Origin of the sequence: Paracoccus sp. (in: a-proteobacteria) (assembly GCF_035556475.1) — a bacterium.
GTDB lineage: Bacteria > Pseudomonadota > Alphaproteobacteria > Rhodobacterales > Rhodobacteraceae > Paracoccus.
Genome location: NZ_DATMFA010000091.1, coordinates 66,510 through 91,047, shown reverse-complemented (window position 1 = coordinate 91,047; position 24,538 = coordinate 66,510). Strand labels below are relative to the sequence as shown.

The window sequence follows — 24,538 nt, the reverse complement described above, 5'->3', positions numbered from 1 at the left end:
CGATGCTCGGCGGCGACATCGCCCGAAAGCGCGATCCCGCTTCTGAGGCCCGAGACCTCCATGTCGCCGGTCAGCCGGAACTGGTCGCCATTGATGTTCATGCCCCAAAGCTTCAGCGCATTGCCCGGCGTAAAGGCAAAGTTCAGCCCGCCGTTCAGCGTATCGCCGACCGCATCCGCGAGGCCCGGCCCCGTCGGCTCCAGATCATCCATCCCGAAGGCGACCCAGCCGCGCACCTCCTGCAAGGCCTGCTCGGGGGTCAGAACCACGCGGCCGCGACCGTCGAGCCGGACTTCCGACAGGCTGACATCCGGGCGCGACAGATCGCCGATCCGCCCGACCAGCGACCAGCCCGACCCCTGTGCCGCGTCATATTGCAGCCGGACGCTGCCGGACCGGACCGTCGCCGGCACCGCCCCGAAGGGCACGGCGACGGGCAATTGGGTCGCGCCCGCATCCTGTCCCAGCAGCAGCGTCAGGTTCGCGCTTTGCGGCGCGTTCTGGGCATTCGTCTCGACCGAGCCGGAAAGGTCCAGCCCGCCGGTCGTCACCTTCAGTTCCGGGATGACCAGCGCGCCGTCCTGCCCGCGCCAGCCATTGGCGCGGATCTCGGATTTCCCGGCGAAGAATTCCTGCCGGTCCGGCTTGATCAGCGGCGCGATGTCGCCATCCAGACTGACGCGGAAGGCGGTGCCGGGCGCGTTGTCGCGCGTCTCGGCGGTGACGGCGACGGTCCCCGCCACCCGCGGCTGGCCGTCGGTCGCAAGCTGGATCTGGGCGTTGAAATCCGAAAGCGGTCCTGCGCCCTTGATCTCGGCCTTGACGGCGGGGCGCCCGTTCATCTTGACCAGATTGGTGAAAAGGCCGTTCCGATCCTCGTCCAGCGTCAGGTCGAGGTTCAGGACGCGGGTTTCGTTCGAGAAGGAGGTGACAAGGCCGAACTGGCCGCGCGGCCCGTCGACCCGGTCGATGGTCAGGTTGGTCGTGCCCTCGCCATTGGCAAGGTTCATCGACCCCTGCACGGCCAGAACCGCCTCGATCCCCATGACGGGCGCGCCAAGCTCGACCCGGCCGATGGAGATCTTGTCGATATTGACCGAGACAGGCAGTTGCGGCAGGCCAAACTCCCTCGCTTCGGCTTGCGGGGCGGACTTGCCGGCACCGGGCCGGCGCGGCAGGATCACGCGCTCGGCCGAAAGCTCCTCGATCTGGACGCGCCGGCCCAGCAAGGCGGTACGCTGCCATTGCATCGCGCCGTTTTCCAGCGTGATCCAGACCCCCTCGTCATCCGCGATCGTCAGCCGCCGGAAGGTCGCGCGCGAGGACAGCGCACCCTGAAATCCCTCCAGCACCACCTGACGGCCCGCACCCGAGAGCTTTTCCTCAAGGAAACGGGTGACGAAGCCCCGGTCATCCTCGACCTCCTGCGAGATTTCGGCGGCGCTGTCAGGCGCAGTTTCCGGGGTGCTTTCGGGGGCAGGCTCCTGCGCAGTCACTCCGATCGGGACCAGAACCGCGAGCCAGAGCATCAGAAGGATACGGGAGGTCAGATCATGCAGTTTCATCAGAATGCCTGTCCCAGACCGATATAGACCTGAACGCCGGAATCGTCGTCATCATCGGTGTAGCCACCGCCCACCGGCACGGCGAGGTCGAAGCGCAAGGGTCCGATCGGCGTCGCATAGCGGATGCCCGCGCCCGCCCCGGCCTGCCAGTCGCTCGCCCCCTCGAAGCCGCCTTCCTCCCAGACCCGGCCGGCATCGGTGAAGAGGGCAAGGCCGATTTTCTCGCGGATCTGGATGCGGGTTTCGGCGGTCAGGGTGACGACGCTCATGCCGCCGGTCTTGACCGTGCCGTCCGGCCCGCGAATGACATTGACGCCGAGCGATTCAAAGGAATGGCCCCGCACGGTGCCGCCGCCGCCCGAATAGAACAGATAGTCGCGCGGCACCTCCTCGATATCGGGGCCAAGGACGGTGCCAAGCCGGGCGCGGCCGGCCAGCGTGAAGCGGTCATTGGCGCCAAAGCTGAAATAGCTCCGGCCCTCGCCGATCAGCCGGGCACCCGATCCGGTCTCGTCCTGAAGCCCCACGAAAGGCGTCACCGAGCCAAAAAGCCAGTAGCCGCGCTTGGCATCGGTCGGCTCGTCGCGCTTGTCCCATGTCACCGAGGTCGGCAATGCGAACAGGCGGAAATTGGTCTTTCCAGAATCGTCCTCGACCCGCAGGGCGCGGAATTGCAGCGCGATATCGGCGGTCAGCTCGTCGCTATGCATATAGGTGAAGCCAAGGCCGAAGGTTCCGGCCTCCTGGTCGTAGTCCTCCTCCTGCTCGCTGCTGATCTCGGACATGACATAGCCGGTCACATCGGGATGCAGCGTCGCGGGACGGTCGATCCGCACGCCCAGCCGATAATCCGTCCCCGAAGTGTCGGACCCGACATCCTCGATGCTGGCGTCGACGCGCAGCCGCTCGCCCCCGCCCAGCAGGTTGCGGTGCATCCAGTAACCCTGAAGCGAAAAGCCTTCGATGCTGGAATATTCGAAGCCCCCGCCGAAGCGGCGCAGCTTCTGCTCGGCCACCAGCAGGTCGACGTCCAGCGTGTTGTTGGGGCTGATGTAATCGGCCTCGCTGAGGGTGATGGCCGAAAAGACGCCCGACCGGCGCAGGCGCTTGCGCACATCCTCGAGCTTTTCGGGGTCGTATCGCTCTCCCTCGGGAAAGCCCGCGATCTTTTCGAGCCGGCGCAGGCTCATCCTCTGGTTGCCCCGGATGGTCAGGTGACCGAAGCGCAGCGTGGGGCCGGGCGCAAGCAGGATGTTGCTGTCGACGAGGTTGGTGGCATGGTCGGCGATAATGTCGGTCTGGGCCACGGCGGCCTTGGCATGGCCGACATTGCGCCAACCCTCGACCGCGCTGGTCGCGGCGTTCTTCATGTCGCCGGTCCGGGCAACCTCGCCCCGGCGATAGCTGGAGGGCAGTTCCGTGCCGGGTGCGACCGGGGCGATATCGGCGCGGCTGTAGCGAAAGCGCGGCCCCGGCTCGACCGAGACGACGACCTTGCGGACGGTCCGCGGCGCATCGAGCGGCGCGATCGAGGCCGCCTCGACCCCGTCCAGCGTGATGTTGATCAGCCCGGAATAATAACCCTCGTCATAAAGCACGCCGAGGATGCGGGCATAATCGCCCCGCGCCGCGGCCAGAATGTCCTGCCCGGTGACGCGCCCCTCCTTCTGGGCGGCCAGCAGCAGCGAGGTATTGCGGACCGCGGGCAGGATGTCGTCATCGCGCCCGCCGACGGTAAAGTTCAGATCGACCGGCGACGCCTCCTTGTCCTTGCCGCCGCCGAAAAGGCCCGAGAAGCCGGAAAAGGGCGAGGATGACGCTGAGGAGGGCGATCGCGAGGACTGCGCGAAGCCTGTCTCCGCAACCGTTCCCAGCACGAATGCGGCGGCAAAGCCTGCCGTCAATGCTCGTCTCATCCCACCTGCCCTGCTCTGGTCTTTGCCGGCAGTCTCGCAGGAGGACGGGCCGGAATCCAGCGTCAAGCCCCCTAGATAGGCGAAAGTTCACGCAACTGCGGCAAGACAGCCATGCAGCGCCGCCATATCGTCCCGTATCACCCCGATCGGCACGCGCGCCGGGATCTGCGCCATCAGCGGGTCCGAGAGGAATGCCGTCTCGAACAGATCGAAGCGGCGCGTCGCGCTGCGGGCCACGCTGCCGGCAAGAAACATCCCGTCCATCGGCATGAAGCGCAGGGCGAGTTCGCGGCAGACAAGACCGAAAAGCCGGGCATAAAGATCGCAGGTCGCCTGCGCTTCGGCGTCCCCTGCCTCGGCGGCGGCGACCACCGCCTCGGCCCGTTCCGGGGCGCGGTCATAGAGAAGCGCGTGCAGCCGCGCAAGCCCGCGTCCCGCGAACAGCTCCTCGACCGAATCGAAGGCGGCGGCCTTTTCTCCCAACGCCTCGCCCAGCGGGACCGAGACCGAGACCGGCAGGCGGGTATGTCCCTCCTCGGCCTCGAGGCAGGCGATGCCGCCGTCCGGCAATACCTTGACCGCGCAGACATTGAAGCCCGTCCCGGCATTGACGACCAGCCGCTGCCCGTTCCGGGCGCCACCCTCCACCGGCCCGCGCAGGAAACCCGCCGCCTCGCCGCTGAGGGCGGGGGTCGCATAGCCAAGCGCGGTCAGGTCGTTGATCAGCCGCGCGCGCGCGCCCGTCAGTTCGGAAAGCCGCTCCTCGCTGAAATGCCAATCGCGATTGGTCAGCCGCGCCCGCCCCTGCGAGACGGGGCCGGCAACCGCGACGCAGACCGCCTCGATCGCCGGATTGCCGCGGCTTTCCAGAAACAGGCGCACGACCTGGTCAAAGTCGGCGTGATCGTCGCCGCGAAAGCGCGCGATGCTGCCCGGATCGACGCCGCCCGCCTGCGCAAGGGCCAGTCGGGCATTGGTGCCGCCCACATCCGCCAGCAAAATCGCCATCGCCCTGTCCTTTCCGCTTGGTTCCCGCCGTTGTAGGGGATCGTGGTCCATCCTGCCAGCCGCGCGCGGCCCGCCCCGGAAAGAAGCCGGAACTTCCACCGCCCGAATCGCATTGAGTTCAAGATCGAACGCGCAAGCGAAAGGTTGAGAAGATGCCGATGACCCTGACCCGGAAAGCCCTTGCAGCCAGCCTCGTCGCGATGATGGCGCTGCCCGCAGGTCAGGCCGCCTCCGCGACCCTCACGCGCGAGGAGAATGCCGCCAGCCCGCGCGGCTGGTCCGCCGTCGCCGGAATGGCCCCGGAGGCCGTGCGCGAGATGGCGCGAAGCCTTCCCGTCTCGCCCGATGCGGCGCCGGACCGCCCGTGGTGCGACCGCGATGCCGAGGTCGAGGCCGCGTTGAGACAGGAGTTCGGCGAGGAGAAGATCGCGACCAATGCCCAGGACACCGCCCTCTGGGGGTCTGAGCTGATGGGCACCTGGACCATGGTGCTGGAGCGTCCCGACGCGACAAGCTGCGTCATCGCCTCGGGCATCGGCTTCAGCGATGGCGAAAGCCCGCAGGCCTATTTCGTCAAGGTCGGCCTCGGCGGCTGACGCGCGGTTTGCAGCGAATGCCGGCAAATGCTATGGCGCGGCAACTTCCCATTCCCGAGGCATAGCCGTGACCCAATACATTATCCGAGACATCGCCCTGGCCGAGTTCGGCCGCAAGGAACTCGACATCGCCGAAACCGAGATGCCCGGCCTGATGGCGCTGCGCGCCGAATACGGGGAATCGAAGCCGCTGAAGGGCGCGCGCATCGCTGGTTCGCTGCACATGACCGTGCAGACCGCCGTGCTGATCGAAACCCTCGTCGCGCTGGGGGCCGAGGTTCGCTGGGCGTCCTGCAACATCTATTCGACCCAAGACCATGCCGCCGCCGCGATCGCCAAGGCGGGCGTCCCCGTCTTTGCCATCAAGGGCGAGACGCTGGCGGAATATTGGTCCTATACCGACCAGATCTTCCAATTCGCGGAAGGCACGGCGAACATGATCCTCGACGATGGCGGCGATGCCACCATGTATGTCCTGATGGGCGCGCGGGTCGAGGCGGGCGAAACCGACCTGATCGCCGTCCCGACCAGCGAGGAGGAGGAGGCGCTTTTCGCGCAGATCCGCACCCGTCTGGCCCAGTCGCCCGGCTGGTTCACCCAGCAACGCGCCGCGCTGCAAGGCGTGTCCGAGGAAACCACCACCGGCGTCCACCGCCTCTACGACCTGCACAAGAAGGGCCTGCTGCCCTTCCCGGCAATCAACGTCAATGACAGCGTCACCAAGTCGAAATTCGACAACAAATATGGCTGCAAGGAATCGCTCGTCGACGGCATCCGCCGCGCGACCGACGTGATGATGGCGGGTAAGGTCGCCGTCGTCTGCGGCTATGGCGATGTCGGCAAGGGCTCGGCCGCCAGCCTGCGCGGCGCGGGCGCTCGCGTGAAGGTCACCGAGGTCGACCCGATCTGCGCGCTTCAGGCCGCCATGGACGGGTTCGAGGTCGTGCTGCTGGAGGATGTGGCCGCCACCGCCGACATCTTCGTCACCACCACCGGCAACAAGGACATCATCCGCATCGAGCATATGCGCGAGATGAAGGACATGGCCATCGTCGGCAATATCGGCCATTTCGACAATGAAATTCAGGTCGCCGCGCTGAAGAACCACAAATGGACCAACATCAAGGATCAGGTGGACATGATCGAGATGCCCTCGGGCAATCGCATCATCCTGCTGTCGCAGGGCCGTCTGCTGAACCTTGGCAACGCGACCGGCCACCCGAGCTTTGTCATGTCGGCGAGTTTCACCAACCAGGTTCTGGCCCAGATCGAGCTGTGGACCAAGGGTGATGAATACCAGCCCGGCGTCTATATCCTGCCCAAGCATCTGGACGAGCAGGTCGCCCGCCTGCATCTGGACCGGATCGGCGTCAAGCTGACCACGCTTTCCAAGGAGCAGGCCGATTATATCGGCGTGACCCCCGAAGGCCCCTTCAAGGCCGACCATTACCGCTACTGAGCGGGAGTCGGCCAGAAACCGTGGTTTCGGTTGATATTTCATGTCGCACAGCTACGCTTCCCCCGGGAGTTCACATTTCGGGGGAAGCCAGATGAGCAAACGTGACGACCTGATCGCGAAATATGCCGCCGACATCAAGGACAAGCTGGGCCTTTCGCCCGACGCCGCGCTGCTGACCAAGGTGGTGATCGGCTGCGGGCCTTCGATCTACAATGCCGATGCGGAAACCGTCGCCGCCTCCGACCCGGAGGAGCTGGAGCGCATCAAGCAGAACTACCTGATCAAGAAGCTGGGGCTCAAAGACGGGCCGGAGCTGATGGAGGCGATCAACGCGGTCGTCCAGAAATACGGCAGCGCCAACCGCAACAAGTATCGCGCGGTCGTCTATTACATGCTCTGCACCCATTTCGGCCGGCAATCCGCCTACGCCTGAGAAGCGGCGGATCAGGCCAGCGCGGCCTTCAGCGCCGCCGCATGACCGGCCGGTGCCTTGCACGCATCGGCCGCCAGCGCCTCGGCCTCGGCGATCAACCGGTCCGCCGGATGGAGCCGGTCGACAAGGCCCCATGCCAGCGCCTCCTCGGCCCCGATCCGCTGACCCGCCAGCAGGATCATCCGCGCCCGTGAGGGGCCGACCAGCGCCGCCAGACGCCGGGGATCGCTGGGCGGGGGCAGGAAGCCAAGTCGCATGACCGGATAGAAATACGTCGCCTCGGGCACGCAAAGGCGGATGTCGCAGGCCAGGACCATGCCCGACGCGCCGCCCGCCAGCGTGCCATTGAGCGCCGCGATGGTCAGGCAGGGCATCGCCGCGACCTGCGCCGAAAGCCGCTCCCACGCGGGCGAGGTAGCAAGGCCCGCCCGCGCCTCGTCCAGATCGGCCCCGGCGGAGAAGACCCTGCCCGCGCCGGTCAGGATCACCGCGCGAAGGTCGGGACGCCCTGCCAGATCGGCAAAGGCCCGCGTCAGATCGGCCAGCATTTCGCCGGTCAGCGAATTGGCTTTTTCGGGCCGAGAGATGGTGATCCTGCCGAGCCCCCCGGAGAATTCGTTCAAGATCATGGTATCTCTCCTTGGACCGCTGTCCCGGCTGTGGCAAAACGTGGACGATTGCTTTTTTATTGATAGTCGACCCATGAAAGGTAGTGAAATGTTCCGCAGACTGACAAGCTCGGCCCTGGCCCTTGCAGCCATCGGCACCCCGGCTTTCGCCGATGTGACACCGGAACAGGTCTGGCAGTCCTGGGTCGATTACTACCAATCCATGGGCTACACCGTGACCGAAGGCGGGCGCGACGCGGCCGGCAGCACGCTGACCGTGCGCGACATCCAGATCGCCGGCGGGCCGGAAACCGGCAAGGTCACGCTGAGCCTGCCGCAGGCCGTCCTGACCGACACCGGCGACGGCAAGGTCAAGACGGTCTTTGCCGACAGCATGGACATCCTGCTGGACGGGACCGAGCCCGAGGGGGCGAGCTATTCCGTCCCGGTCAAGGTCGCGATCCCCGGCAACAGCATGGTGACGTCGGGCGCGCCCGAGGACATGGTCCATGCCATCGACTATCCGACGGTCGAGCTTGAGCTGACCACCATGACCAGCGACGGGACCGAGAGCCCGCTGCCGATGAATTTCGCGCTGAAGAACTCGACCGGCAGCTTCCATGTCGTCTCGGGCCAGCCGGCGCAATATGACTATGACCTCAAGACCGAGCAGATGACCTTCGCCGGCGATGTCCCCGATGAGACGGACGGCAGGCTCAAGTTCGCGGGCAGCCTCGACGGCATCATGGGCGAGGGCAGCATGACCGCGCCGACCGCGATCTCGAACCTCGAGGAGGAGATGAGCGCGGCGCTGAAGGCCGGCCTCGCGATCGGCGGCAAGATGCAGGTCGGCGCCATCGCCGCGACCTTCGAATTCTCGGGCACGGACGAGGATGGCCAGCCGAGCAGCGGCGCGGGCAAATATGACGGCAAGGGTTTCGACGGCAACTTCACCCTGTCCCGCGACGGCATGGGCTATCAGCTTGGCTCGGACGCGATGGCCTTCGAGATGACCTCGCCGCAGGTGCCCTTCCCGATCAGCTATGCGGTGGAAAGCGGCAGCTTCAACATGCAGCTGCCGGTCACCCAATCCGAGGAGGCTCAGCCGTTCAAGTTCGCCTATGCGCTGAACGGCGTGTCGCTGGGCGATGCGGTCTGGAACATGTTCGACCCGACGGCCACCCTGCCGCGCGACCCGGCCTCGCTGGAGATCGACCTGACCGGCCTGCTGAAAGTCACCAAGGATCTCTTTGCCCTGCCCGCGCCGGATGAAACCGCGCCCGCCGACGCGACAGACGATGCGACGGCCGAGGGCGTCAGCCCCGATGCCCCCGCCGACATGGCCGAGGCCGAGGCGGAAACCGCCGAGCAGGACGACGAAATGGCCGATGAGCCCACCGGGTTCGAGCCGGTCGAGCTGAACATCAATCAGGTCGCGCTGAACCTGCTTGGGGCCAAGGCCAATGCCAGCGGCAACCTGAAGGCCGTGGACGAGGGGTCGATGGAGGCTCCGGTCGGCGAGATCCATGCCGAGTTCGAGGGCGTGAACGGCCTCATCGAAAAGCTGGGCAATATGGGCCTGATCCCGCAGGATCAGATGATGGGCGTGCGCATGATGCTGGCCATGTTCGCCAAGCCGGTGGACGGGGCCGAGGACAAGCTGACCACCGACCTTGAGTTCAAGGAAGGCGGCACCATCTTTGCCAACGGCCAGCAGATCAGGTAATTCGCGCGCCGAAGCGCCGCGATCCAGCGCCACGGCCGACCCGTGGCGCAAGGATTGCCGCCCTTGCCCCCAGTTGCCACCCGAGGAGAAGCCATGACCGAATTCGCGCGCCTGCAATCCCTGACCGAGCAGCTTCTGGCTGCCGCGCGCCGGGCGGGGGCAGAGCAGGCCGATGCCGTCGCGGTCGAGGCCGCGGCCGTCTCGGTCGATGTCCGGGGCGGCAAGCTGGAACATGCCGAGCGCGCCGAAGGCGTCGAGATCGGGCTGCGCGTGCTTCTGGGCGGCAGGCAGGCCTGCGTCTCGGCCTCGGACGAATCGCCGCGCACGATCGAGGACATGGCGCTGCGCGCCGTCGCCATGGCGCGCGAGGCGCCGGTCGACGATACGCTGGGGCTGGCCGAGCCGGGCGAACTCAGCCGTGACACGGACAGCGCGCGGCTGGAGCTTTTCGATTCCGCGCCCGAGCCCCAGCCGATGGAATTGCAGGAGGCGGCGCTGCGCGCGGAAGCCGCCGCGCTGGCCGTCGATGGCGTCTCGAAGATCGAATCCGCCTCGGCCTCGGCCTCGCACCGGCGGATGTGGCTGGCGGCGACGAACGGCTTTTCCGCCGGCCTCGCCCGTAGTGGCCACGGCCTCTCGACCATCGCGATCACCGGCGAGGGCACCGGGATGGAGCGGGACTGGGCCGGCGAAAGCCGCGTCCATCGCGCCGACATGCCCGCACCGGAAGAGATCGGACGCCTCGCCGCCGAACGCACGGTCGAGCGGCGGGGCGCCCGCAAGCCGCCGACCGGAACCTTCCCGATCCTCTATGACGAGCGCGTCTCCTCGGGCCTAATCGGCCATCTCGTCTCGGCCGCGAATGGCGCGGCGGTGGCGCGGGGCGCAAGCTGGCTCCGGGACGCGATGGGAGAGGCGGTGCTGCCGCCCGGCTTCGACCTGATCGAACTGCCGCATCTGCCGCGCATGGGCGCGTCGCGGGTCTTTGATGCCGAGGGGCTCAAGACCGCCGACCGCCACCTTGTCCGGGGCGGCGTGCTGCAGGGCTGGACCCTCGACCTCGCGACCGGGCGCAAGCTTGGCATGGCCTCGACCGCGAATGCCATGCGGGGGGCCGGCAGCCCGCCCTCGCCCGGCGTGACGAACCTTGTCCTGACGCCCGGCGAGAAAAGCCGCGACGAACTGATCCGGGACATGGGGCGCGGCCTTCTCGTGACCTCGATGATCGGCTCCTCGATCAACCCGACGACCGGTGATTACTCGCGCGGGGCCAGCGGCTTCTGGGTCGAGAACGGCGAGATCACCCATGCCGTCAACGAATGCACCATCGCCGGAAACCTGCGCGAGATGCTGATGCGCCTGATCGCGGCCAATGACGCCCGCGACTGGCGCGGAATGCGGGTGCCGAGCCTGCTGGTCGAAGGAATGACTGTTGCCGGCGAGTGACCTGAACCTGCTGATCGAGGCCGCCCGGGAGGCGGGAGAGATCGCGCTGCGTTACTGGCGCAACGACCCGCAGGCCTGGGAGAAAAGCGACGGCGCCGGCCCGGTCAGCGAGGCCGACCTTGCCATCAACCGCCATCTCGAACAGGTGCTGCGCCCCGCCCGACCGCATTACGGCTGGCTCAGCGAGGAATCCGCCGACGAGCCCGCGCGGCTTGATGCCGATCATTGCTTCATCCTCGACCCCATCGACGGCACGCGGGCCTTTCTGGCCGGACAGGACGGGTTCTCGCATTCGCTGGCCATCGCCACCGGCAACCGGATCACGGCGGCGGTGGTCCACCTGCCCGCGCGCGACCTGACCTATACCGCGACCGAGGACGGCCCGGCGCTTCTGAATGGCAGCCCGCTGGAACCGGCCGAACACGACATTTCGGGGGCGCGGGTGCTGACCAGCAAGCCCAGCCTCGACCCGACCTTCTGGCAGGGCGCTCCGCCCCCGATCCGGCGTGAGTTCCGCCCCTCGCTGGCATGGCGGCTGTGCCTTGTCGCCGAGGGCCGGTTCAACGCCGCGCTTTCGACCCGCGCCGCCTGGGAATGGGACATCGCCGCCGGCAGCCTGATCGCCGAGCGCGCGGGCTGCGTCGCGACCGGTCTTTCGGGAAGCGCGCTGCGATTCAATACCCCGCGCGCGCTCTGCGACGGGCTGGTGGTTGCCCCGCCCGGCCTGCATGGCCAGATGATGGCGGCGCTGACGCCCCTACCCGCGACCGGATACTCCGCCTCGGCTTGATGAGGCCGGGGGTCGAGGCTATGAATGGGCGACCGCAGATGACAGGGCCCGCGTATGCGCCGCATTCCCCCAGCGACCCGCGACAGGCTCGCCGACGAGATCACCTTTCATCCCGCCACCGCCGAGGCGAGGTTGCTGCGCGAGGCGCTTGGCCGCTTTGCCACCGGGGTCACGGTCATCACCGCCATGGGCGATGCCGGCCCGATCGGCATGACGGTCAACAGCTTCAGCAGCGTCTCGCTGGAACCGCCGCTGGTACTCTGGTGCCCGGCCAAGTCCTCGACCCGGCATCGCGGTTTCCTCGAGGCGCCGCATTGGTCGGTGCATGTGCTGGGCGCCGAGCAGCTTGAGGTCTGCCTGCGCTTCACCCGTGGCGGGCGCCAGTTCGAGGGGTTGGAGGAAGTGTTGTCCGAGGAAGGCGTGCCGCTGCTGCCGGGTGTCGCCGCGCGCTTCGACTGCAAGAGCCATGCCATCCACGATGCAGGCGACCACACGGTTCTGGTCGGCCGCGTCCTGCGCGTCACCGTCGCGGGGCCGGGCGATCACCCGCTGGTCTTTGCGGCGGGCCGCTTCGGCCAGTTCGACCCAGAGGACGGCTGAGCCTCAGCTGCCGTCAAGCGGCGGCAGCGGTTGCGAGAAAATGTCATCCATGCGCGTCGGCGCGGGCGACGAGGTGCGCAGCGCGTTCCCCGCCCCGCCGAGACTTGCGATCTGCTGCGCCAGCTGCGCAATCGCCGCCGATTGCGCGCGGGCAATGGTCGCGGGACCGGCTTTGCCGCCCTCGGCACCCATCGGCACGGAGATATCGAAGCTGCGGGCATGGTTCGTCCCGCCCGCCCCGGAATCGGCGATGAAATAGCGCCCGGTCAGGCGATAGGTTCCGTTGGCCTGCGCCAAGGCCTTCTCGACCCGGACCTCCAGCGTCCGGCGCGGCGGCTCGGCCAGCGGCCATGGCTCGGCAATCACCGTCGCGCCCGAAATGTCCGAGATTGCGCGGGCAAGCGTCAGCGTGAAGGCGCGCTGCGGCTCGTCCGCCCAGAGCTGCCGGGTGTTCGACCGAACGGCGCCACCCGCGTCCTGCCAGCTTATCTCTCCGGCCGAGGCATATTCCGGCAGCGACACGTCCTTGAGTTCCGCCGTCCCCAGCCGGTTCGGCAGCCGCGTGCCGGTTTCCGGTGGGTCGATCAGGAAGCGGGCGGTCTTTTCGCCGTTCGAACAGGCGGCCAGCGCGGCCAGCAAAGCAGAGGCGAGCAGGAGGTGGCGCATCTTATCGTCCCAGGATGAAGGCTTGCGGATTGCGTTCGATCGTGCGGGCGAGGTTGCCGAAGGCATTGGCCGCGCGCCGCATCTCGCGCATCAGGTTGATCGTCTCGGTATTGAAGGTCGAGCGGTCGCCATAGGCGGCGATCACGCTCTCTGCCCGGCTGGCCAGCGATTCAAGCCGCGCACTGAGCTGCGGCAACCGCTGGGCCGAGGCCGAGATATTGTCCGCCGCGAGCTTTGCCGAACCCAGCGCCTCGTTCAGGCTGCCCGCCGCATTGCCGTCGCGCAGGTCGTTGAGCAAGCCGGAGGCCGCCTCCAGCGTGTCCGACAGGTTGCGCGGCAGCTTCTCGGCATCTTCCGAGCCGATCATGGCGCGGATATCCTTCAGGATACCCTCGGCCTCGGTCGAAAGGGCGGCGAAATCCACCTCGCCGACCTTGGCGGCGGCCTTGTCGATCTCCTCGACCATGGCGGGCACGTCGGCGGCAGCAAGCTTCACTGCCTCGGCTGCGGCGCTGGCCTCGTCCACCATCTTGCGGATCTGGCCCGCCGCGCCGGATTCGCGCAGTTCCGTCGCGATCTGGCGCATCTCGCCGCTGGTCGCCTTGGCGTCGTCCAGCGTGCCGCGCAGCGCGGCCGGAATGGCGCGGGTATCGTCGCTGCTCGCGATCGCGGTGATCGAGTTCATCATGTCGGTGACGGATTTCAGCGCCTCCTCGATCGGCAGGTTGCCCACGCGCGACAGGAAGCCCTGCGCCGTCTCGGTGAAGTCCGAGACCTCGCCCGGAAGCGAGGGGATGACCGGATAGGGCTTGGCCGCGCGATCGAGCGAGGCGGTCGCGGCATCGGGTCGCTCGACCAATTCGACCTCCAGCGAGGTGCCGAAAAAGCCCGCGCTGGTGATCCGCGCACGCAAACCCTGATCGACCTGTCGGGCGATGAAATCCAGCGCCTCCTCGGGCGTCGCATCCACGGGAAGGCCCAGCCGCTCAGGCGTCACCGCCAACGTGATCTCCTGCTCGACCCGGTCGCCATCGGGGCCGGAGACCAGTCGCGAGGCGAGGTTCGTCACCCGCCCGACCGTCAGGCCCATATATTGGACATTCGCCCCGGTCTCGAGCCCCTTGACGGATTCGCCCACCAGCATGGTCAGCCGCAGCGCATTGCCATCGTCAGTGAAAAGATTGGCGCGGGCCGATTGCTCGTCGGGTTGGAGGACGAATTTGTGGCCGTTCTCGACCGGCTCGCCACCCGAGGTCAGCGTGGCGAATTCAGCGCCGCCCTGCAGCACCGAGGCGAGCGAGCCCACGTTCAGCGCAAGGCCCTGCGCACCCAGCGAGATCGAGAAACCCGACGTGTCCCAGAAGACGGTATTCGTCGTCAGCCGCGCGTCATGGGGCGCGGCGATGAAGACATCGGCGACCACTCCCTCGCCGTTTTCGTCCAGCCGCAGGTTCTGCATCTGCCCGACCTGCACGCCCCGGAACATGACGGGCGCACCATCGCTCATCCCGCGCGAGCGTTCCGCCGAAAGTTCGATCAGCGTTCCCTTCTGGCCCAAGCTGGTCAGCGGCGGCTTTTCGAGGCCGGTGAATTCGGTATGCGGCTCGGCCGCCTTGTCGTCCCAATAACCCTCGACGAAAGAGCCGGTCAGCACCGTGTCGAGCCGCGAGATCCCCTGCGCCGAGACCTGCGGCCGCACGATCCAGAACTTCGCGTCGCTGTCGATGAAGGGCGCAAGATCCTTGTCCACGCGCATGTTCACCTCGACCTGCTGGAGGTCGTCGGTGAAGCGGACGGATTCGACCTTGCCCACAGTGATCTCACGGAATTTCAGCGCGGTTTCGCCCGGCGTGATGCCGGTCGCGTCCTTGAATTTCACCGAAATCAGGGTGCCCCGACTTGCGATGGCGTTCCAGCCGACGCCCAGCGTCACGATCAGCGCGATGATCGGCACCAGCCAGATCAGCGACGATCCGGCGCGCGCGGCGCGGGCCGCCACCTTGCGGACGGGTTCGGCGGGTTTCAGTCCGGGGCCCTGCTCGGACGGGGGGGTGTCGGTCATGGGTCGGTTCGGTCCTTGCGGCTTCTGAGCGGCAGCCCCCGCCAGATCAGTCTGGGATCGAAACTTTGCGCAGAAAGCATGGTGAAGGCAACAGAGAGCGCGAAGGCGACCGCCGCCGGCCCCGGATGGATCGAGGCGACGAAGCCAAGCTGGACCAGCGCCGAAAGGATCGCGACGACAAAGACGTCGATCATCGACCAGCGGCCGATGAACTCGACCACCTCATAGAGCATCAGGCGGTTATGCGCGTCCCTGACCGTGGCCGGGCGGCCCGCCACGGTGGCAAGCCAGCCGATCGCGATGAACTTGCCGATCGGCACGATGATCGAGGCGGTGAAGACCACCGCCGCGACGAACCAGTTGCCATAGTGCAAAAGCTCCAGCACGCCGCCGAGGATGGTGGATTCGGTATTCCCCGCCAGCCCCCCGAATGTCGTCGTCCTGAGCATCGGGAAAAGGTTTGCGGGGATATAGAAGATGAACCCGGCCAGAAGCCACGCCCAGACCGCGTTGAGCGAGCGCCGGTCCGGTGGCGACAGGGTCGCGCCGCAGCGGTGGCAGCTCTCCTCGCTGTCGGGCCAGACCCGCCCGCAGCCGCGGCAGCCGATCAGCCCCGCGCGATGGGCGGTCAGGATCGGCGCGTCATGCGTGGGCAGGCCGGTCATTTCGCCGGCTCCCGCCGGATCTCGCGTCCGTCGGTCCTTGCCCCGCCATCCTCGATCGCGTCCCAGATGGTCGTGGCGCTGGTAAAGACATTGCTGGCGGCATTGACGAGGATCAGCGCGCAGAAGGCCCAGAAGGCCGGGCCGAAGCTGATGGCGGCAAGCCCGCCCACCTTGATCAGCGCAAGCGTCGTCCCGATCACGAAGATCTCGGCCATGGACCAGGGCCGCAGCGCCTCGGACAGGCGGAAGGCGCCGACGGCATGGGCATAGGGCGCCCGCCCCGCCGAAAGCGGCACCAGCGTATAGACCAGCAGCACCGACCTGAGCACCGGCAGGCCGATGATCGTCGCCAGCAGCGCCACGGTCAGCGGCATCAGCGCCCCGTGCGAGAAAGCCAGCGCGACATCGAAAAGCGAGGTCTCGTTCCCGAACCCCGCGCGCGAGATGCGCAGGAAGGGAAAGAAGACAGCCGCGATCATCAGGACGATCGACGTGAAGGAGAGCGCGATGATCCGGGTGAAAGCCCCGGCGCGCGGACTGGCAAGGACGGCGTTGCAGCGCACGCAGCGCGCCGTCTCTCCGGCCTGAAGGTCGTGTTCGACATGCAGCGCGTCGCAGCGCGGACAGGCGACCAGCCCGCTTCCCGTTGAGAGGTCATATGTGCCTTCGATCAGCATCGGGCCAGAATAGGCGCTGGCCCCGGCCATGCAAGGCAATGCCGTGCGGCAGCGGCCCCGGCGACGACCGGCAGAGGCCGAAATGTCGCGCATTTGATCCGTTAACCCGATCTTATCGCCCGATCCCCTAGACCGGTCCCGACGGGAATCGAGAGGACAGGTCATGGCTGCGGATCGCGGCGGCGCGCCGATCATCATTCGGAAGGTTCAGGGTGGCACGGCCCCCGGCCATCATGGCGGCGCGTGGAAGGTGGCCTATGCGGATTTCGTGACCGCGATGATGGCCTTCTTCCTGCTCATGTGGCTCCTGAACGCCACGACCGAGAAGCAGCGGCAGGGACTGGCTGATTACTTCAACCCGACGATCGTGCAGACGAACAAGGGCGGCGCGCAGGGCCCTTTCGGGGGCGAATTGCAGGATGCCGACAGCAACTCCGGCAAGGGGATCGGCTCCTCGCGCGACACCTTGGGCGGCACTCCCGCCTCGACCGAGTTCGAGGAGCTTGCGCGGCATGTGCAGGACCAGCTTTCGGGGCGCGGCGCGGAATCGATGCAGCGCCAGAACATCCTGAAGCATGTCGTGACCCGCATGACGGATGAGGGGCTGGTCATCGAGCTGACCGACCTGCTGGACGAGCCGCTTTTCGTCGACGACACCGCCCAGCCCAGCCCCGCGATGCGCGAACTTGCGAGCGTCCTTTCGGGCGTGCTTGGCCGGGTCAGGAACCAGCTTGCGATTGCGGGCCATGTGCGGACCTATCCCGAGCTTCTGATCCATTCGCCCGTCTGGGCGCTGTCGGACGCGCGCGCCCATACCGTCCGCAACCTCCTCGAAGGGGCGGGAACCGGCGCCACGCGCATCCAGCGCGTCACCGCCTATGCCGACCGCCGCAACCGCGCGGTCAACCCGATGGACCCGAACAACAACCGGATCGAGGTGATCCTGCTCAGATGACGCGCGAATTTCCTCTGCCGGTTAGGGCGATCTTAACCGGACGGGGACGAGACTGCCCCAGTTCGACTCACACAGGATGACATGGAATGTCGATCTCCTCTGCCCTCAGCGCCGGCGTCTCCGGCCTTACCGCAAACTCGGCCCGGCTTGCGGGCATCTCGGACAATATCGCCAATTCCGGCACCTATGGATACCGCCGCGTCTCGACCGAGTTCGAAAGCGTCGTGATCGGCAATTCGCGCGGCGGCGGGCAATATACCGCGGGTGGCGTCCTGGCCCAGTCGGGACGCGTGGTCGATCAGCGCGGCAGCCTTGTCGGGACCAGCAATGCGCTCGACATCGCGATCACCGGCCGGGGCATGCTGCCGGTCATCAACTATTCGGAATTGAGCGGCCTCGGCACCGGCAACCCGTCGCTGTCGCTGACCCGGACGGGCGCGTTCCGCACCGATGCCGAAGGGGTGCTGCGGACCTCCTCGGGCCTCGTGCTGATGGGCTGGCCCGCGAACCGGGACGGCACCATCCCGACGATGCCGCGCGACTCCTCCGCCGGGCTGCAACCTATCGTCCTGAATGCGAACGATATGTATGCCGAGCCGACCACCGCGATCTCGGTCGGGTTCAACCTGCCGGCAGAGGCGACGGTCGGCGGCACCACGCCCGCGAATTCCACGACCTCGATCGAATATTACGACAATCTCGGCGCCTCGCGCAGGCTGACCATGACCTTCGTGCCGACCGTCGGCGCGGACGCGACGGGCAGATCGAACAGCTGGACCATGGAGATCCGCGATTCCGCGACCTTTGACGATCCGGCGACGCCGGGTGATGAATCGCTGGTCGGCTCCTATACGCTCGACTTCAACGACGCGCCGGGCGGCCCGCTCGGGGCGGTGACGACCCTCTCGGGCGGGGCCTATGATCCGGTCACCGGACAGCTGACGGTCAACGCGGCGCATGGCCCGATAGCGATCACCATCGGCCAGCCGGGGGGCACATCGGGCATGACCCAGATCAGCGCCGATTTCTCGCCGACCAACATCACCAAGAACGGTACGGCCGCCGGGGTGCTCACTGCGGTCGAGATCGACGATAACGGCTTCATCCACGGCACCTATGACAATGGCGTCACCCGCCTCCTCTATCAGGTGCCGCTGGTCGACGTGCCCAATCCGAACGGGTTGGTCGCGCTGGACAACCAGACCTACAAGATCTCGCAGGATTCGGGGGCCTTCTTCCTCTGGGACGCGGGCGACGGGCCGACGGGGGCGATCGCCGGCTATGCGCGCGAAAGCTCGACCACCGATGTCGCGGCGGAACTGACCGACCTGATCCAGACCCAGCGCGCCTATTCGTCGAACGCCAAGATCATCCAGACCGTCGACGAGATGCTGCAGGAAACCACCAACATCAAGCGCTGACCGGCCCCCTGACAGAGGAGTGAGGACATGAGCCTTTCATCGGCGATATCGAACGCCCTCTCCGGCCTGACCGCAACCACGCGGGGGACCGAGATCGTCTCGACCAACGTTTCGAACAAGACGGTCTCGGGCTATGCGCGGCGCGAGGTCGAGCTGTCCTCGCGCCTTTACGCGGCGAATGGCGGCGGGGTCGCGATCGACGGGGTGCGGCGCATGGTGAATGCGGGCCTGCTGGCCGAGAACCGCCTTGCCATGGCCCGCGCCACCAATTCCGGCACCATCGCCACGTTCCACGGCGCGATGGAGACGAGCTTCGGCACCGCCAATGACGCGACCTCGCTCAGCAGCATCCTGACCGCCTTCGACGCCGCGATTGCCTCGGCCACGGCGCGGCCGGACAGCGACGTGCGCTTGCAGGACGTGCTCGACTCGGCCCAGGCCCTGACCGCGAAGATCTCGGCCATTTCGACCTCGATCGAGGACGCCCGGACCGCGGCCGAGAAGGCCATCGCGACGGATGTGGGCAAGCTCAACACCGCGCTGGAGCGCGTGGCAGAGCTGAACCGGCAGATCACCGTGACCAGCGCGCAGGGGGGCGATGCCTCCTCGCTGATGGACGCCCGGCAGGCCGCGATCGACGAGATCTGCACCATCGTCCCGGTGGTCGAGGTGAGCCGCGAGAACGGGCGGATCGCGCTTTTCACCAAGGGCGGCGCTACCCTTCTCGACGGCACGATCCCGGCGACGCTCGGCTTCACCGCCGCAGGCCGCGTGAGCGCGGACATGAATGTCGCGAACGGCGCCCTCGCCACCATCAGCCTGAACGGAAAACCCCTGTCGGCGGCCGAGATGTCGGTCTTTTCCGGCGGGTCCATCGCCGCGAATTTCCAGATCCGGGACGAACTTGCGCCCGCCTATCAGGCGCGGATCGACGGCTTCGCGCGCGAGGTTTATGCCCGCTTCGCCGATCCGGCGGTCGATCCGACGCTGGCGGCGGGCCAGCACGGGCTGTTCACCGACCTGCAAGGAAACCTCGATCCTGCGAATGAGGCGGGCTTTGCCAACCGGATCGCCGTCGCCTCCGCCTTTGATCCCGCCAAGGGCGGCGCCCTCTGGCGCATCCGCGCCGGGCTGAACGCGACCGGCCCCGGCGATCTGGGGGAAAGCGGGTTGCTCATGCGCATGGCGGCGGCGCTTTCGGACAATCGCCCGCCCGCATCCGCCGCCCTTTCCGACATTCCGCGCACGATGCTGACCATGTCCTCGGACCTTGCTTCCGGCGCGGCGACGGCACGGCTCGGCAGCGAAGCCGCCGCATATCAGGACCAGGTCCATTCGCAGGGGCTGCGCGGCGCGCTGCTGGCCGAAGGCGTCGATACCGATGCCGAGATGGAGGCGCTGCTGGCGCTCGAGAAAGCCTATGCCGCCAATGCCAGGGTCCTCCAGACCGTCCACGACATGCTCGACGAAATCCTGAGGCTGACATGACCAATTTCAACTCCATCAGCGACCTCGCACGGTCCTATCAGCTTCGCCTGTCGCAATCGGCGCTGAAGACCCGGCTCAACACCCTCTCCGAGGAAGTGGCGACGGGGATCAGGTCCGACATCCCCAAGGCGCTTGGCGGCGATCTTGGCCAGATCAGCCAGATCGAGGCGCGGCTCGTCACGCTCGACACCTATGCGCGCAATCTGGCCGAGGCGAAGAGCTTTCTGAACACCTCGCAAACCGCGCTCGACAACATCCAGTCGCTCGCGAATGCCACCGGGACGGTGCTGCTTTCGGATGCGCTGGTCTCGTCGGCGGCGTCGCTTGACGTCTATCTGAACAAGGCGCCTGCGGACCTGAAATCGGTCATCGAATCCCTGAACAGCGCGGTCGCCGGCCGCTTCGTCTTTGCCGGCAGCCGCAGCGGGCAGGCCCCCGTCGCCGGTTATGACGACCTGATGGCGCAGATCACCACCGCCGTTGGCGGCGCGACGGGCGCGGACGCGATCCTTGCCGCGATCGAGGGGTATTTCGACGCGCCCGCCGGCAGCGGCGGCTTCGCGGATGATGGTTTCCTTGGCAATGACCAAGGAACCGCCGCCATCGCCATATCGCCCGAGAAAAGCATCACCCCGCCGATCACCGCCAATTCCGCGGAGTTGCGCGCCGCCCTCAAAGGCTTCGCGATCATGGCCTATACCAGCGCAGCGACCGGGCTGGACGCCCAGACCCGGCGCGAATTGTCGCGTGGTGCCGGGTCGCTGCTGGTTCAGGGCGAAATGGGCCTGACCGAGGCCCGCACCCTGATCGGCGTGCAGGAGGAGCGGGCCGCGCTGGCCATCACGGCGAATTCGGCCGAAACCTCGGCGCTCAACATTGCCCGGAACGGCCTGATCGCCGCCGACCCCTATGAGACCGCCGCCGCGCTGGAGGATGCCGAGGCCCGGATCGAGACGCTTTATGCCATCACCGCGCGCCTCTCGCGGCTCAGCCTGACGGACTATCTGTGATGCGGCACCTCTGGCGCCTTCTCGTCCTGCTGCTTTGGGCCGGGTTCGCCCAGGCTGCGCCGGTTCGGATCAAGGATCTGGCCAATGTGGACGGCGTGCGCGGCAATGATCTGGTCGGCTACGGCCTTGTCGTCGGGCTCAGCGGCTCGGGCGACAGCCTGCGCAATGCGCCCTTCACCGAGGAGATCATGGCCAGCCTGCTGGAACGGCTGGGGGTGAACGTCACCGAGGACGCGTTCCGGCCCAAGAACGTCGCCGCCGTGATCGTGACGGCGACGCTGCCGCCCTTTGCCCGCGCCGGATCGCAGATCGACGTCAATGTGGCGGCGATTGGCGATGCGAAAAGCCTGCTCGGCGGTACGCTGGTGATGACGCCCCTGAACGCCGCCGATGGCGAGATCTATGCCGTCGCGCAGGGATCGGTCCTTGCCGGCGGCGTCGAGGCATCGGGGCAGGCCGCCTCGGTCGTGCAGGGGGTGCCGACGACGGGAACCGTCCCATCCGGCGCGCGAGTCGAGCGCGAGGTGGACTTCGACTTTTCCCAGATGACCAGCCTGCGCCTTGCCCTGCGCAACCCGGATTTCACCACTGCGGCGCGGGTCGAGGCGGCGATCAACCGCGCGCTGGGGAGCGGGCTGGCGAACCTTCTCGATTCCGGGACGATCGCGATCGATTCCACCGTGCTTGGCACAGTGAACCCGGCGCGGCTGATCGGGCGGATCGAAAACATCACCGTCGAGCCGGAGATCGCGGCGCGGGTCGTCATCGACCACCGCTCGGGCACCATCGTCATGGGCGAGGATGTGCGCATCTCGCGCGTGGCAGTGTCGCAGGGCAACCTGACCCTGCGCGTGCGCGAGGCGCCGATCGCCTCACAGCCCAATCCCTTCGCGCCGGGCGAGACGGTGGTGCTGCCCCGCAGCCAGGCCGACATCACGCAGGAACCGGGGATCGGATTCGCCGAGATCAGCGGGGAATCCTCGCTGTCCGAGGTGGTCGCGGGGCTGAATGCCCTTGGCATCCGCCCGCGCGACATGATCGACATTCTGAAGGCGGTCCACGCCGCCGGCGCGCTTCACGCCGAGTTCATCGTGAACTGAGGGGTTTCAATCCTCGGATGACAACGGCCACCCGAGGCAGCCGCCCCCCGGTGGTCAGGCGGATTTCGCGCGCTGCGCCATCGTGGCCTCGGCCCACCAGTGCAGGTCGTCGAGCATCCCCTTCAGCGAGGGTTGCAGGACGCCGTCCACCTCGGACATCTCGCCATTGCCGCCAAGGGGCGAGACCTTGAAGAACTCGGTGCCGCCCAGATGGACGCCACTGCGGACCGGGACCATCTGCAGCTCGATCGCGATGGTGCGCAGGTTTTCCGCCGCCCGCGCCCCGCCCATGGAGCCATAGGCCATGACGGCGGCGGGCTTGCGGTTCCATTCCTTGTAGGCTTGATCCAGCGCGTTCTTCAGCGCACCGGGAACCGCGCGGTTATACTCGGCGGTCAGGAAGATATAGCCGTCGAATTCGGCCAGCTTTTCCTGCCACCTGACCGCGCGCGGATCCTGCGAGGGCACCCAGGCGTTCGAGGCGACCTCGTTGAAGAACGGCAGGTCGTAATCCCGCAGATCGACCAGTTCGAAGCTCATGTCCTCGCGTTTCGAGACATTCTCGAAAAGCCAGGCCGCAGGCTTGTCGGCAAAGCGCGAGTCGCGGGTCGAACCGATGATGACTGCGATATGCGGCTTACTCATCTTCCTACTCCTCTTTCATGTCAGCGGACCTGCCGGGCAGTGCCCGCGACGTGGAGATTGACCGCAGCCCGGCATTCCCGCAAGCCACCGGGCGCGGAATGCGGTGTTCGGATGCGGGAAACATCCCCCGTTTGCGATGCCCCCGGATTGCGCCCGGGGACATCGGGAAGGGTCAGCCAAGCCAGCCCTGCGCCTCGGTCAGATCCTGCGGCGAAAGCTCATGCCCCGCCGCGAGGGTGCGGCTGTCCACATGTGCCCCACCACCGGCAAGTGCTGCCTCGAGCGCGGGGGCCATCCGCCCGAACATGTCGCGCGCGCCGTTCAGCATCAGGACCTCCTGCCCGGCAAAGGCATCCGGCGCCGCTGCGGGCGGCTGTTCCAGCGCCTGAATGCCGCGCAGCAGGACCGCGCGCCGGATCGCCTGCGGATAAAGCTGCAGGATCGCGCCGATCAGGTTCGCGCCGTTGGAATAGCCAAGGAAGGTCATCCGCGCGGGATCGAGGCCATAGGCCTTGGCGGCATCCTCGACAAAGGCCACAAAGGCCTCGGCCTCGGCGCGAATATCGGCCTGATCATAGGTCACGGCGTCGAAGCGGCGGAACCAGCGGTTGATCCCCTCCTCGGTCGAGCGGCCGCGCACACCCAGCAGCGTGGCATTGGGCGCCAGCCGATGGGCCAAGGGCATGAGGTCGGTCTCATTCCCGCCGGTGCCGTGCAGCAGGACGATAGTGCTGCCGTCGGGGGTATCCGGCTGGTGCAGGCGATGAATGAAATGCAGATCACGCATAGGCATCCTTTCCTCGCCCGGCAGGGCGAATTGCGGCAGGATCACGCGCAGATCGTCTGCGCGGGCCGCGTCATGGGGCGGGACGAACAGCGTCCGGCCCAGATCCTCCGGCGCCTCGTCAATGGTGAAGCCCGGCGCGTCGGTGGCATATTCCAGCAACGTGCCCGCAGGCTCGCGCACATAGAGGGACAGGAAATATTTCCGGTCATGCACGCTGGTCGCGTCCGTGTCCTTCAACTCCAGCCGCATGGCGCGCACCTGATCGGCACCCGCCGCGCGAAAGGCGACATGGTCCAGAATCCCGGTGCCGGGAATGCCCGGAAAGAAGCCGGTCGCATCGCGGATGTCGATGACATCCGTGTCCGAGACCAGCCGCCGGATCGCGCCCTCGGTCGTGCCGGAGCGATAGCCGAAGCGGGCGATGAACTCGGCCGTCGCGACGGGGCTTTCGGTGAACACGGTGACGCCGCGCAGCCGCGTGGGCGCAATCGGGTCCGGCAGGGGTGCGGCGGCTGGCAGGTCCACACCGACCAGCTTGACGATCACCCCATCGGGATCCTTCAGGCGCAGCACGGTTTCGCCATGCTCGCGCACCGGCCCCTCGACGGGAACCCGCGCGGTCATGGCGCGGGTCAGCCAGTCGCCGATGCTGGCGGGCGGAACGGCCAGCGCGATCTCTGCCACCTGCCCATGCCCGACCCGGCCCGGCGCGCCGTCCTCCCACACAAGGAAGGTGACCAGCGAACCGGGCGAGCCGAGTGCATCGCCATAGAACAGGTGCAACTGCTCGGCATCCTCGAACCCGCCCGTGCGCTTGACGAGACGCAGGCCAAGGAAACCCGCGTAGAAATCGACATTGGCCTGAACCCGGCGGGTGATGCCGGTGACGTGGTGGATGCCGGTGGGCATGGTTTC

The 24,538-nt window shown here is 67.1% G+C and carries 21 protein-coding genes and 1 pseudogene; 12 read left to right on the top strand and 10 right to left on the bottom strand.

The window, feature by feature from the left end; genetic code table 11:
- The 3 genes and pseudogenes from VNQ78_RS11980 to VNQ78_RS11970 all read right to left on the bottom strand — a co-directional run.
- Positions 1–1,565: pseudogene (locus VNQ78_RS11980) on the bottom strand (DUF490 domain-containing protein); the annotation flags it as partial.
- Positions 1,565–3,481, bottom strand: a complete 1,917-nt coding sequence (locus VNQ78_RS11975) for an autotransporter assembly complex family protein (protein ID WP_325689975.1) — start codon at positions 3,479–3,481, stop codon at positions 1,565–1,567. The pseudogene VNQ78_RS11980 and the gene VNQ78_RS11975, both read right to left, overlap by 1 nt.
- A gap of 87 nt (positions 3,482–3,568) precedes the next feature.
- Positions 3,569–4,489 carry a glucokinase gene (locus tag VNQ78_RS11970; RefSeq protein ID WP_325689973.1) on the bottom strand — a complete coding sequence of 307 codons (921 nt, stop codon included), beginning with the start codon at positions 4,487–4,489 and terminating at the stop codon, positions 3,569–3,571.
- A 158-nt stretch (positions 4,490–4,647) separates the two neighbouring features.
- Between VNQ78_RS11970 and VNQ78_RS11965 the strand changes: the two genes are divergently transcribed.
- From VNQ78_RS11965 to VNQ78_RS11955, 3 genes are all read left to right on the top strand, one after another.
- Positions 4,648–5,085, top strand: a complete 438-nt coding sequence (locus VNQ78_RS11965; RefSeq protein WP_325689971.1) for a hypothetical protein — start codon at positions 4,648–4,650, stop codon at positions 5,083–5,085.
- A gap of 67 nt (positions 5,086–5,152) precedes the next feature.
- Entirely contained in the window at positions 5,153–6,544 is a 1,392-nt protein-coding gene (gene ahcY, locus VNQ78_RS11960; protein ID WP_325689969.1) for an adenosylhomocysteinase, read from the top strand.
- A gap of 91 nt (positions 6,545–6,635) precedes the next feature.
- Positions 6,636–6,977 (top strand): DUF2853 family protein, encoded by a 342-nt coding sequence (locus VNQ78_RS11955; RefSeq protein ID WP_325689967.1) that lies wholly within the window; start codon positions 6,636–6,638, stop codon positions 6,975–6,977.
- Between the two features lie 11 nt (positions 6,978–6,988).
- Here VNQ78_RS11955 and VNQ78_RS11950 read toward each other — a convergent pair whose 3' ends face one another.
- Positions 6,989–7,606 carry an enoyl-CoA hydratase/isomerase family protein gene (locus VNQ78_RS11950; protein WP_325689966.1) on the bottom strand — a complete coding sequence of 206 codons (618 nt, stop codon included), beginning with the start codon at positions 7,604–7,606 and terminating at the stop codon, positions 6,989–6,991.
- An 88-nt stretch (positions 7,607–7,694) separates the two neighbouring features.
- On the opposite strand from VNQ78_RS11950, the gene VNQ78_RS11945 reads away from it, so the two are divergent.
- The 4 genes from VNQ78_RS11945 to VNQ78_RS11930 all read left to right on the top strand — a co-directional run bounded on the left by VNQ78_RS11945 (position 7,695) and on the right by VNQ78_RS11930 (position 12,147).
- Positions 7,695–9,311 carry a DUF2125 domain-containing protein gene (locus tag VNQ78_RS11945; RefSeq protein WP_325689964.1) on the top strand — a complete coding sequence of 539 codons (1,617 nt, stop codon included), beginning with the start codon at positions 7,695–7,697 and terminating at the stop codon, positions 9,309–9,311.
- Between the two features lie 93 nt (positions 9,312–9,404).
- Positions 9,405–10,757 carry a TldD/PmbA family protein gene (locus tag VNQ78_RS11940; protein ID WP_325689962.1) on the top strand — a complete coding sequence of 451 codons (1,353 nt, stop codon included), beginning with the start codon at positions 9,405–9,407 and terminating at the stop codon, positions 10,755–10,757.
- Complete coding sequence (locus VNQ78_RS11935; protein ID WP_325689960.1) at positions 10,744–11,547, top strand: 3'(2'),5'-bisphosphate nucleotidase CysQ; 804 nt, start codon at positions 10,744–10,746, stop codon at positions 11,545–11,547. The genes VNQ78_RS11940 and VNQ78_RS11935 overlap by 14 nt, the downstream gene beginning before the upstream one ends.
- Positions 11,548–11,601: 54 nt before the next feature.
- On the top strand, positions 11,602–12,147 hold the full coding sequence (locus VNQ78_RS11930; protein ID WP_325689959.1) for a flavin reductase family protein: 546 nt from the start codon (positions 11,602–11,604) through the stop codon (positions 12,145–12,147).
- A 3-nt stretch (positions 12,148–12,150) separates the two neighbouring features.
- Here the strand turns inward: VNQ78_RS11930 and VNQ78_RS11925 are convergent, their stop codons facing one another.
- Genes VNQ78_RS11925 through VNQ78_RS11910 form a run of 4 tightly spaced genes read right to left on the bottom strand, consistent with a single transcriptional unit; the run spans position 12,151 to position 16,310 of the window.
- Positions 12,151–12,813, bottom strand: coding sequence for a PqiC family protein (locus tag VNQ78_RS11925; protein WP_325689958.1), 663 nt, complete (start codon positions 12,811–12,813; stop codon positions 12,151–12,153).
- A gap of 1 nt (position 12,814) precedes the next feature.
- The gene (locus tag VNQ78_RS11920) at positions 12,815–14,875 is read right to left on the bottom strand and encodes an intermembrane transport protein PqiB (protein WP_325689957.1); all 2,061 of its coding nucleotides are present in this window, start codon (positions 14,873–14,875) and stop codon (positions 12,815–12,817) included.
- Positions 14,872–15,540 carry a paraquat-inducible protein A gene (locus VNQ78_RS11915; RefSeq protein ID WP_325689955.1) on the bottom strand — a complete coding sequence of 223 codons (669 nt, stop codon included), beginning with the start codon at positions 15,538–15,540 and terminating at the stop codon, positions 14,872–14,874. Before VNQ78_RS11915 ends, VNQ78_RS11920 begins: the two co-directional genes overlap by 4 nt.
- The gene (locus tag VNQ78_RS11910; protein WP_325689953.1) at positions 15,537–16,310 is read right to left on the bottom strand and encodes a paraquat-inducible protein A; all 774 of its coding nucleotides are present in this window, start codon (positions 16,308–16,310) and stop codon (positions 15,537–15,539) included. Before VNQ78_RS11910 ends, VNQ78_RS11915 begins: the two co-directional genes overlap by 4 nt.
- A gap of 70 nt (positions 16,311–16,380) precedes the next feature.
- Between VNQ78_RS11910 and VNQ78_RS11905 the strand changes: the two genes are divergently transcribed.
- From VNQ78_RS11905 to VNQ78_RS11885, 5 genes are all read left to right on the top strand, one after another.
- The gene (locus tag VNQ78_RS11905; protein ID WP_325689951.1) at positions 16,381–17,172 is read left to right on the top strand and encodes a flagellar motor protein MotB; all 792 of its coding nucleotides are present in this window, start codon (positions 16,381–16,383) and stop codon (positions 17,170–17,172) included.
- 86 nt (positions 17,173–17,258) lie between these two features.
- Positions 17,259–18,593 carry a flagellar hook protein FlgE gene (locus tag VNQ78_RS11900; RefSeq protein WP_325689949.1) on the top strand — a complete coding sequence of 445 codons (1,335 nt, stop codon included), beginning with the start codon at positions 17,259–17,261 and terminating at the stop codon, positions 18,591–18,593.
- Between the two features lie 27 nt (positions 18,594–18,620).
- A complete protein-coding gene (locus tag VNQ78_RS11895; protein WP_325689947.1) occupies positions 18,621–20,081 on the top strand; it encodes a FlgK family flagellar hook-associated protein in 1,461 nt (486 codons plus the stop codon).
- Positions 20,078–21,091 carry a flagellar hook protein gene (locus VNQ78_RS11890; RefSeq protein ID WP_325689945.1) on the top strand — a complete coding sequence of 338 codons (1,014 nt, stop codon included), beginning with the start codon at positions 20,078–20,080 and terminating at the stop codon, positions 21,089–21,091. The genes VNQ78_RS11895 and VNQ78_RS11890 overlap by 4 nt, the downstream gene beginning before the upstream one ends.
- Complete coding sequence (locus VNQ78_RS11885; RefSeq protein ID WP_325689942.1) at positions 21,091–22,191, top strand: flagellar basal body P-ring protein FlgI; 1,101 nt, start codon at positions 21,091–21,093, stop codon at positions 22,189–22,191. Before VNQ78_RS11890 ends, VNQ78_RS11885 begins: the two co-directional genes overlap by 1 nt.
- A gap of 54 nt (positions 22,192–22,245) precedes the next feature.
- Here VNQ78_RS11885 and VNQ78_RS11880 read toward each other — a convergent pair whose 3' ends face one another.
- Complete coding sequence (locus tag VNQ78_RS11880) at positions 22,246–22,836, bottom strand: NAD(P)H-dependent oxidoreductase (RefSeq protein WP_325689940.1); 591 nt, start codon at positions 22,834–22,836, stop codon at positions 22,246–22,248.
- 172 nt (positions 22,837–23,008) lie between these two features.
- The gene (locus tag VNQ78_RS11875) at positions 23,009–24,532 is read right to left on the bottom strand and encodes a VOC family protein (RefSeq protein ID WP_325689938.1); all 1,524 of its coding nucleotides are present in this window, start codon (positions 24,530–24,532) and stop codon (positions 23,009–23,011) included.
- Positions 24,533–24,538 lie beyond the last annotated feature (6 nt).

Coding starts and splice junctions, on each gene's coding strand:
- VNQ78_RS11955 (WP_325689967.1), top strand. CDS start 6,636: ATGAGCAAACGTGACGACCTGATCGCGAAATATGCCGCCGACATCAAG.
- VNQ78_RS11890 (WP_325689945.1), top strand. CDS start 20,078: ATGACCAATTTCAACTCCATCAGCGACCTCGCACGGTCCTATCAGCTT.
- VNQ78_RS11900 (WP_325689949.1), top strand. CDS start 17,259: ATGTCGATCTCCTCTGCCCTCAGCGCCGGCGTCTCCGGCCTTACCGCA.
- VNQ78_RS11940 (WP_325689962.1), top strand. CDS start 9,405: ATGACCGAATTCGCGCGCCTGCAATCCCTGACCGAGCAGCTTCTGGCT.
- VNQ78_RS11950 (WP_325689966.1), bottom strand. CDS start 7,606: ATGATCTTGAACGAATTCTCCGGGGGGCTCGGCAGGATCACCATCTCT.
- VNQ78_RS11930 (WP_325689959.1), top strand. CDS start 11,602: ATGCGCCGCATTCCCCCAGCGACCCGCGACAGGCTCGCCGACGAGATC.
- VNQ78_RS11965 (WP_325689971.1), top strand. CDS start 4,648: ATGACCCTGACCCGGAAAGCCCTTGCAGCCAGCCTCGTCGCGATGATG.
- VNQ78_RS11910 (WP_325689953.1), bottom strand. CDS start 16,310: ATGCGCGACATTTCGGCCTCTGCCGGTCGTCGCCGGGGCCGCTGCCGC.
- VNQ78_RS11945 (WP_325689964.1), top strand. CDS start 7,695: ATGTTCCGCAGACTGACAAGCTCGGCCCTGGCCCTTGCAGCCATCGGC.
- VNQ78_RS11925 (WP_325689958.1), bottom strand. CDS start 12,813: ATGCGCCACCTCCTGCTCGCCTCTGCTTTGCTGGCCGCGCTGGCCGCC.
- VNQ78_RS11915 (WP_325689955.1), bottom strand. CDS start 15,540: ATGACCGGCCTGCCCACGCATGACGCGCCGATCCTGACCGCCCATCGC.
- VNQ78_RS11970 (WP_325689973.1), bottom strand. CDS start 4,489: ATGGCGATTTTGCTGGCGGATGTGGGCGGCACCAATGCCCGACTGGCC.
- VNQ78_RS11905 (WP_325689951.1), top strand. CDS start 16,381: ATGGCTGCGGATCGCGGCGGCGCGCCGATCATCATTCGGAAGGTTCAG.
- VNQ78_RS11975 (WP_325689975.1), bottom strand. CDS start 3,481: ATGAGACGAGCATTGACGGCAGGCTTTGCCGCCGCATTCGTGCTGGGA.
- VNQ78_RS11880 (WP_325689940.1), bottom strand. CDS start 22,836: ATGAGTAAGCCGCATATCGCAGTCATCATCGGTTCGACCCGCGACTCG.
- VNQ78_RS11895 (WP_325689947.1), top strand. CDS start 18,621: ATGAGCCTTTCATCGGCGATATCGAACGCCCTCTCCGGCCTGACCGCA.
- VNQ78_RS11885 (WP_325689942.1), top strand. CDS start 21,091: ATGCGGCACCTCTGGCGCCTTCTCGTCCTGCTGCTTTGGGCCGGGTTC.
- VNQ78_RS11875 (WP_325689938.1), bottom strand. CDS start 24,532: ATGCCCACCGGCATCCACCACGTCACCGGCATCACCCGCCGGGTTCAG.
- VNQ78_RS11920 (WP_325689957.1), bottom strand. CDS start 14,875: ATGACCGACACCCCCCCGTCCGAGCAGGGCCCCGGACTGAAACCCGCC.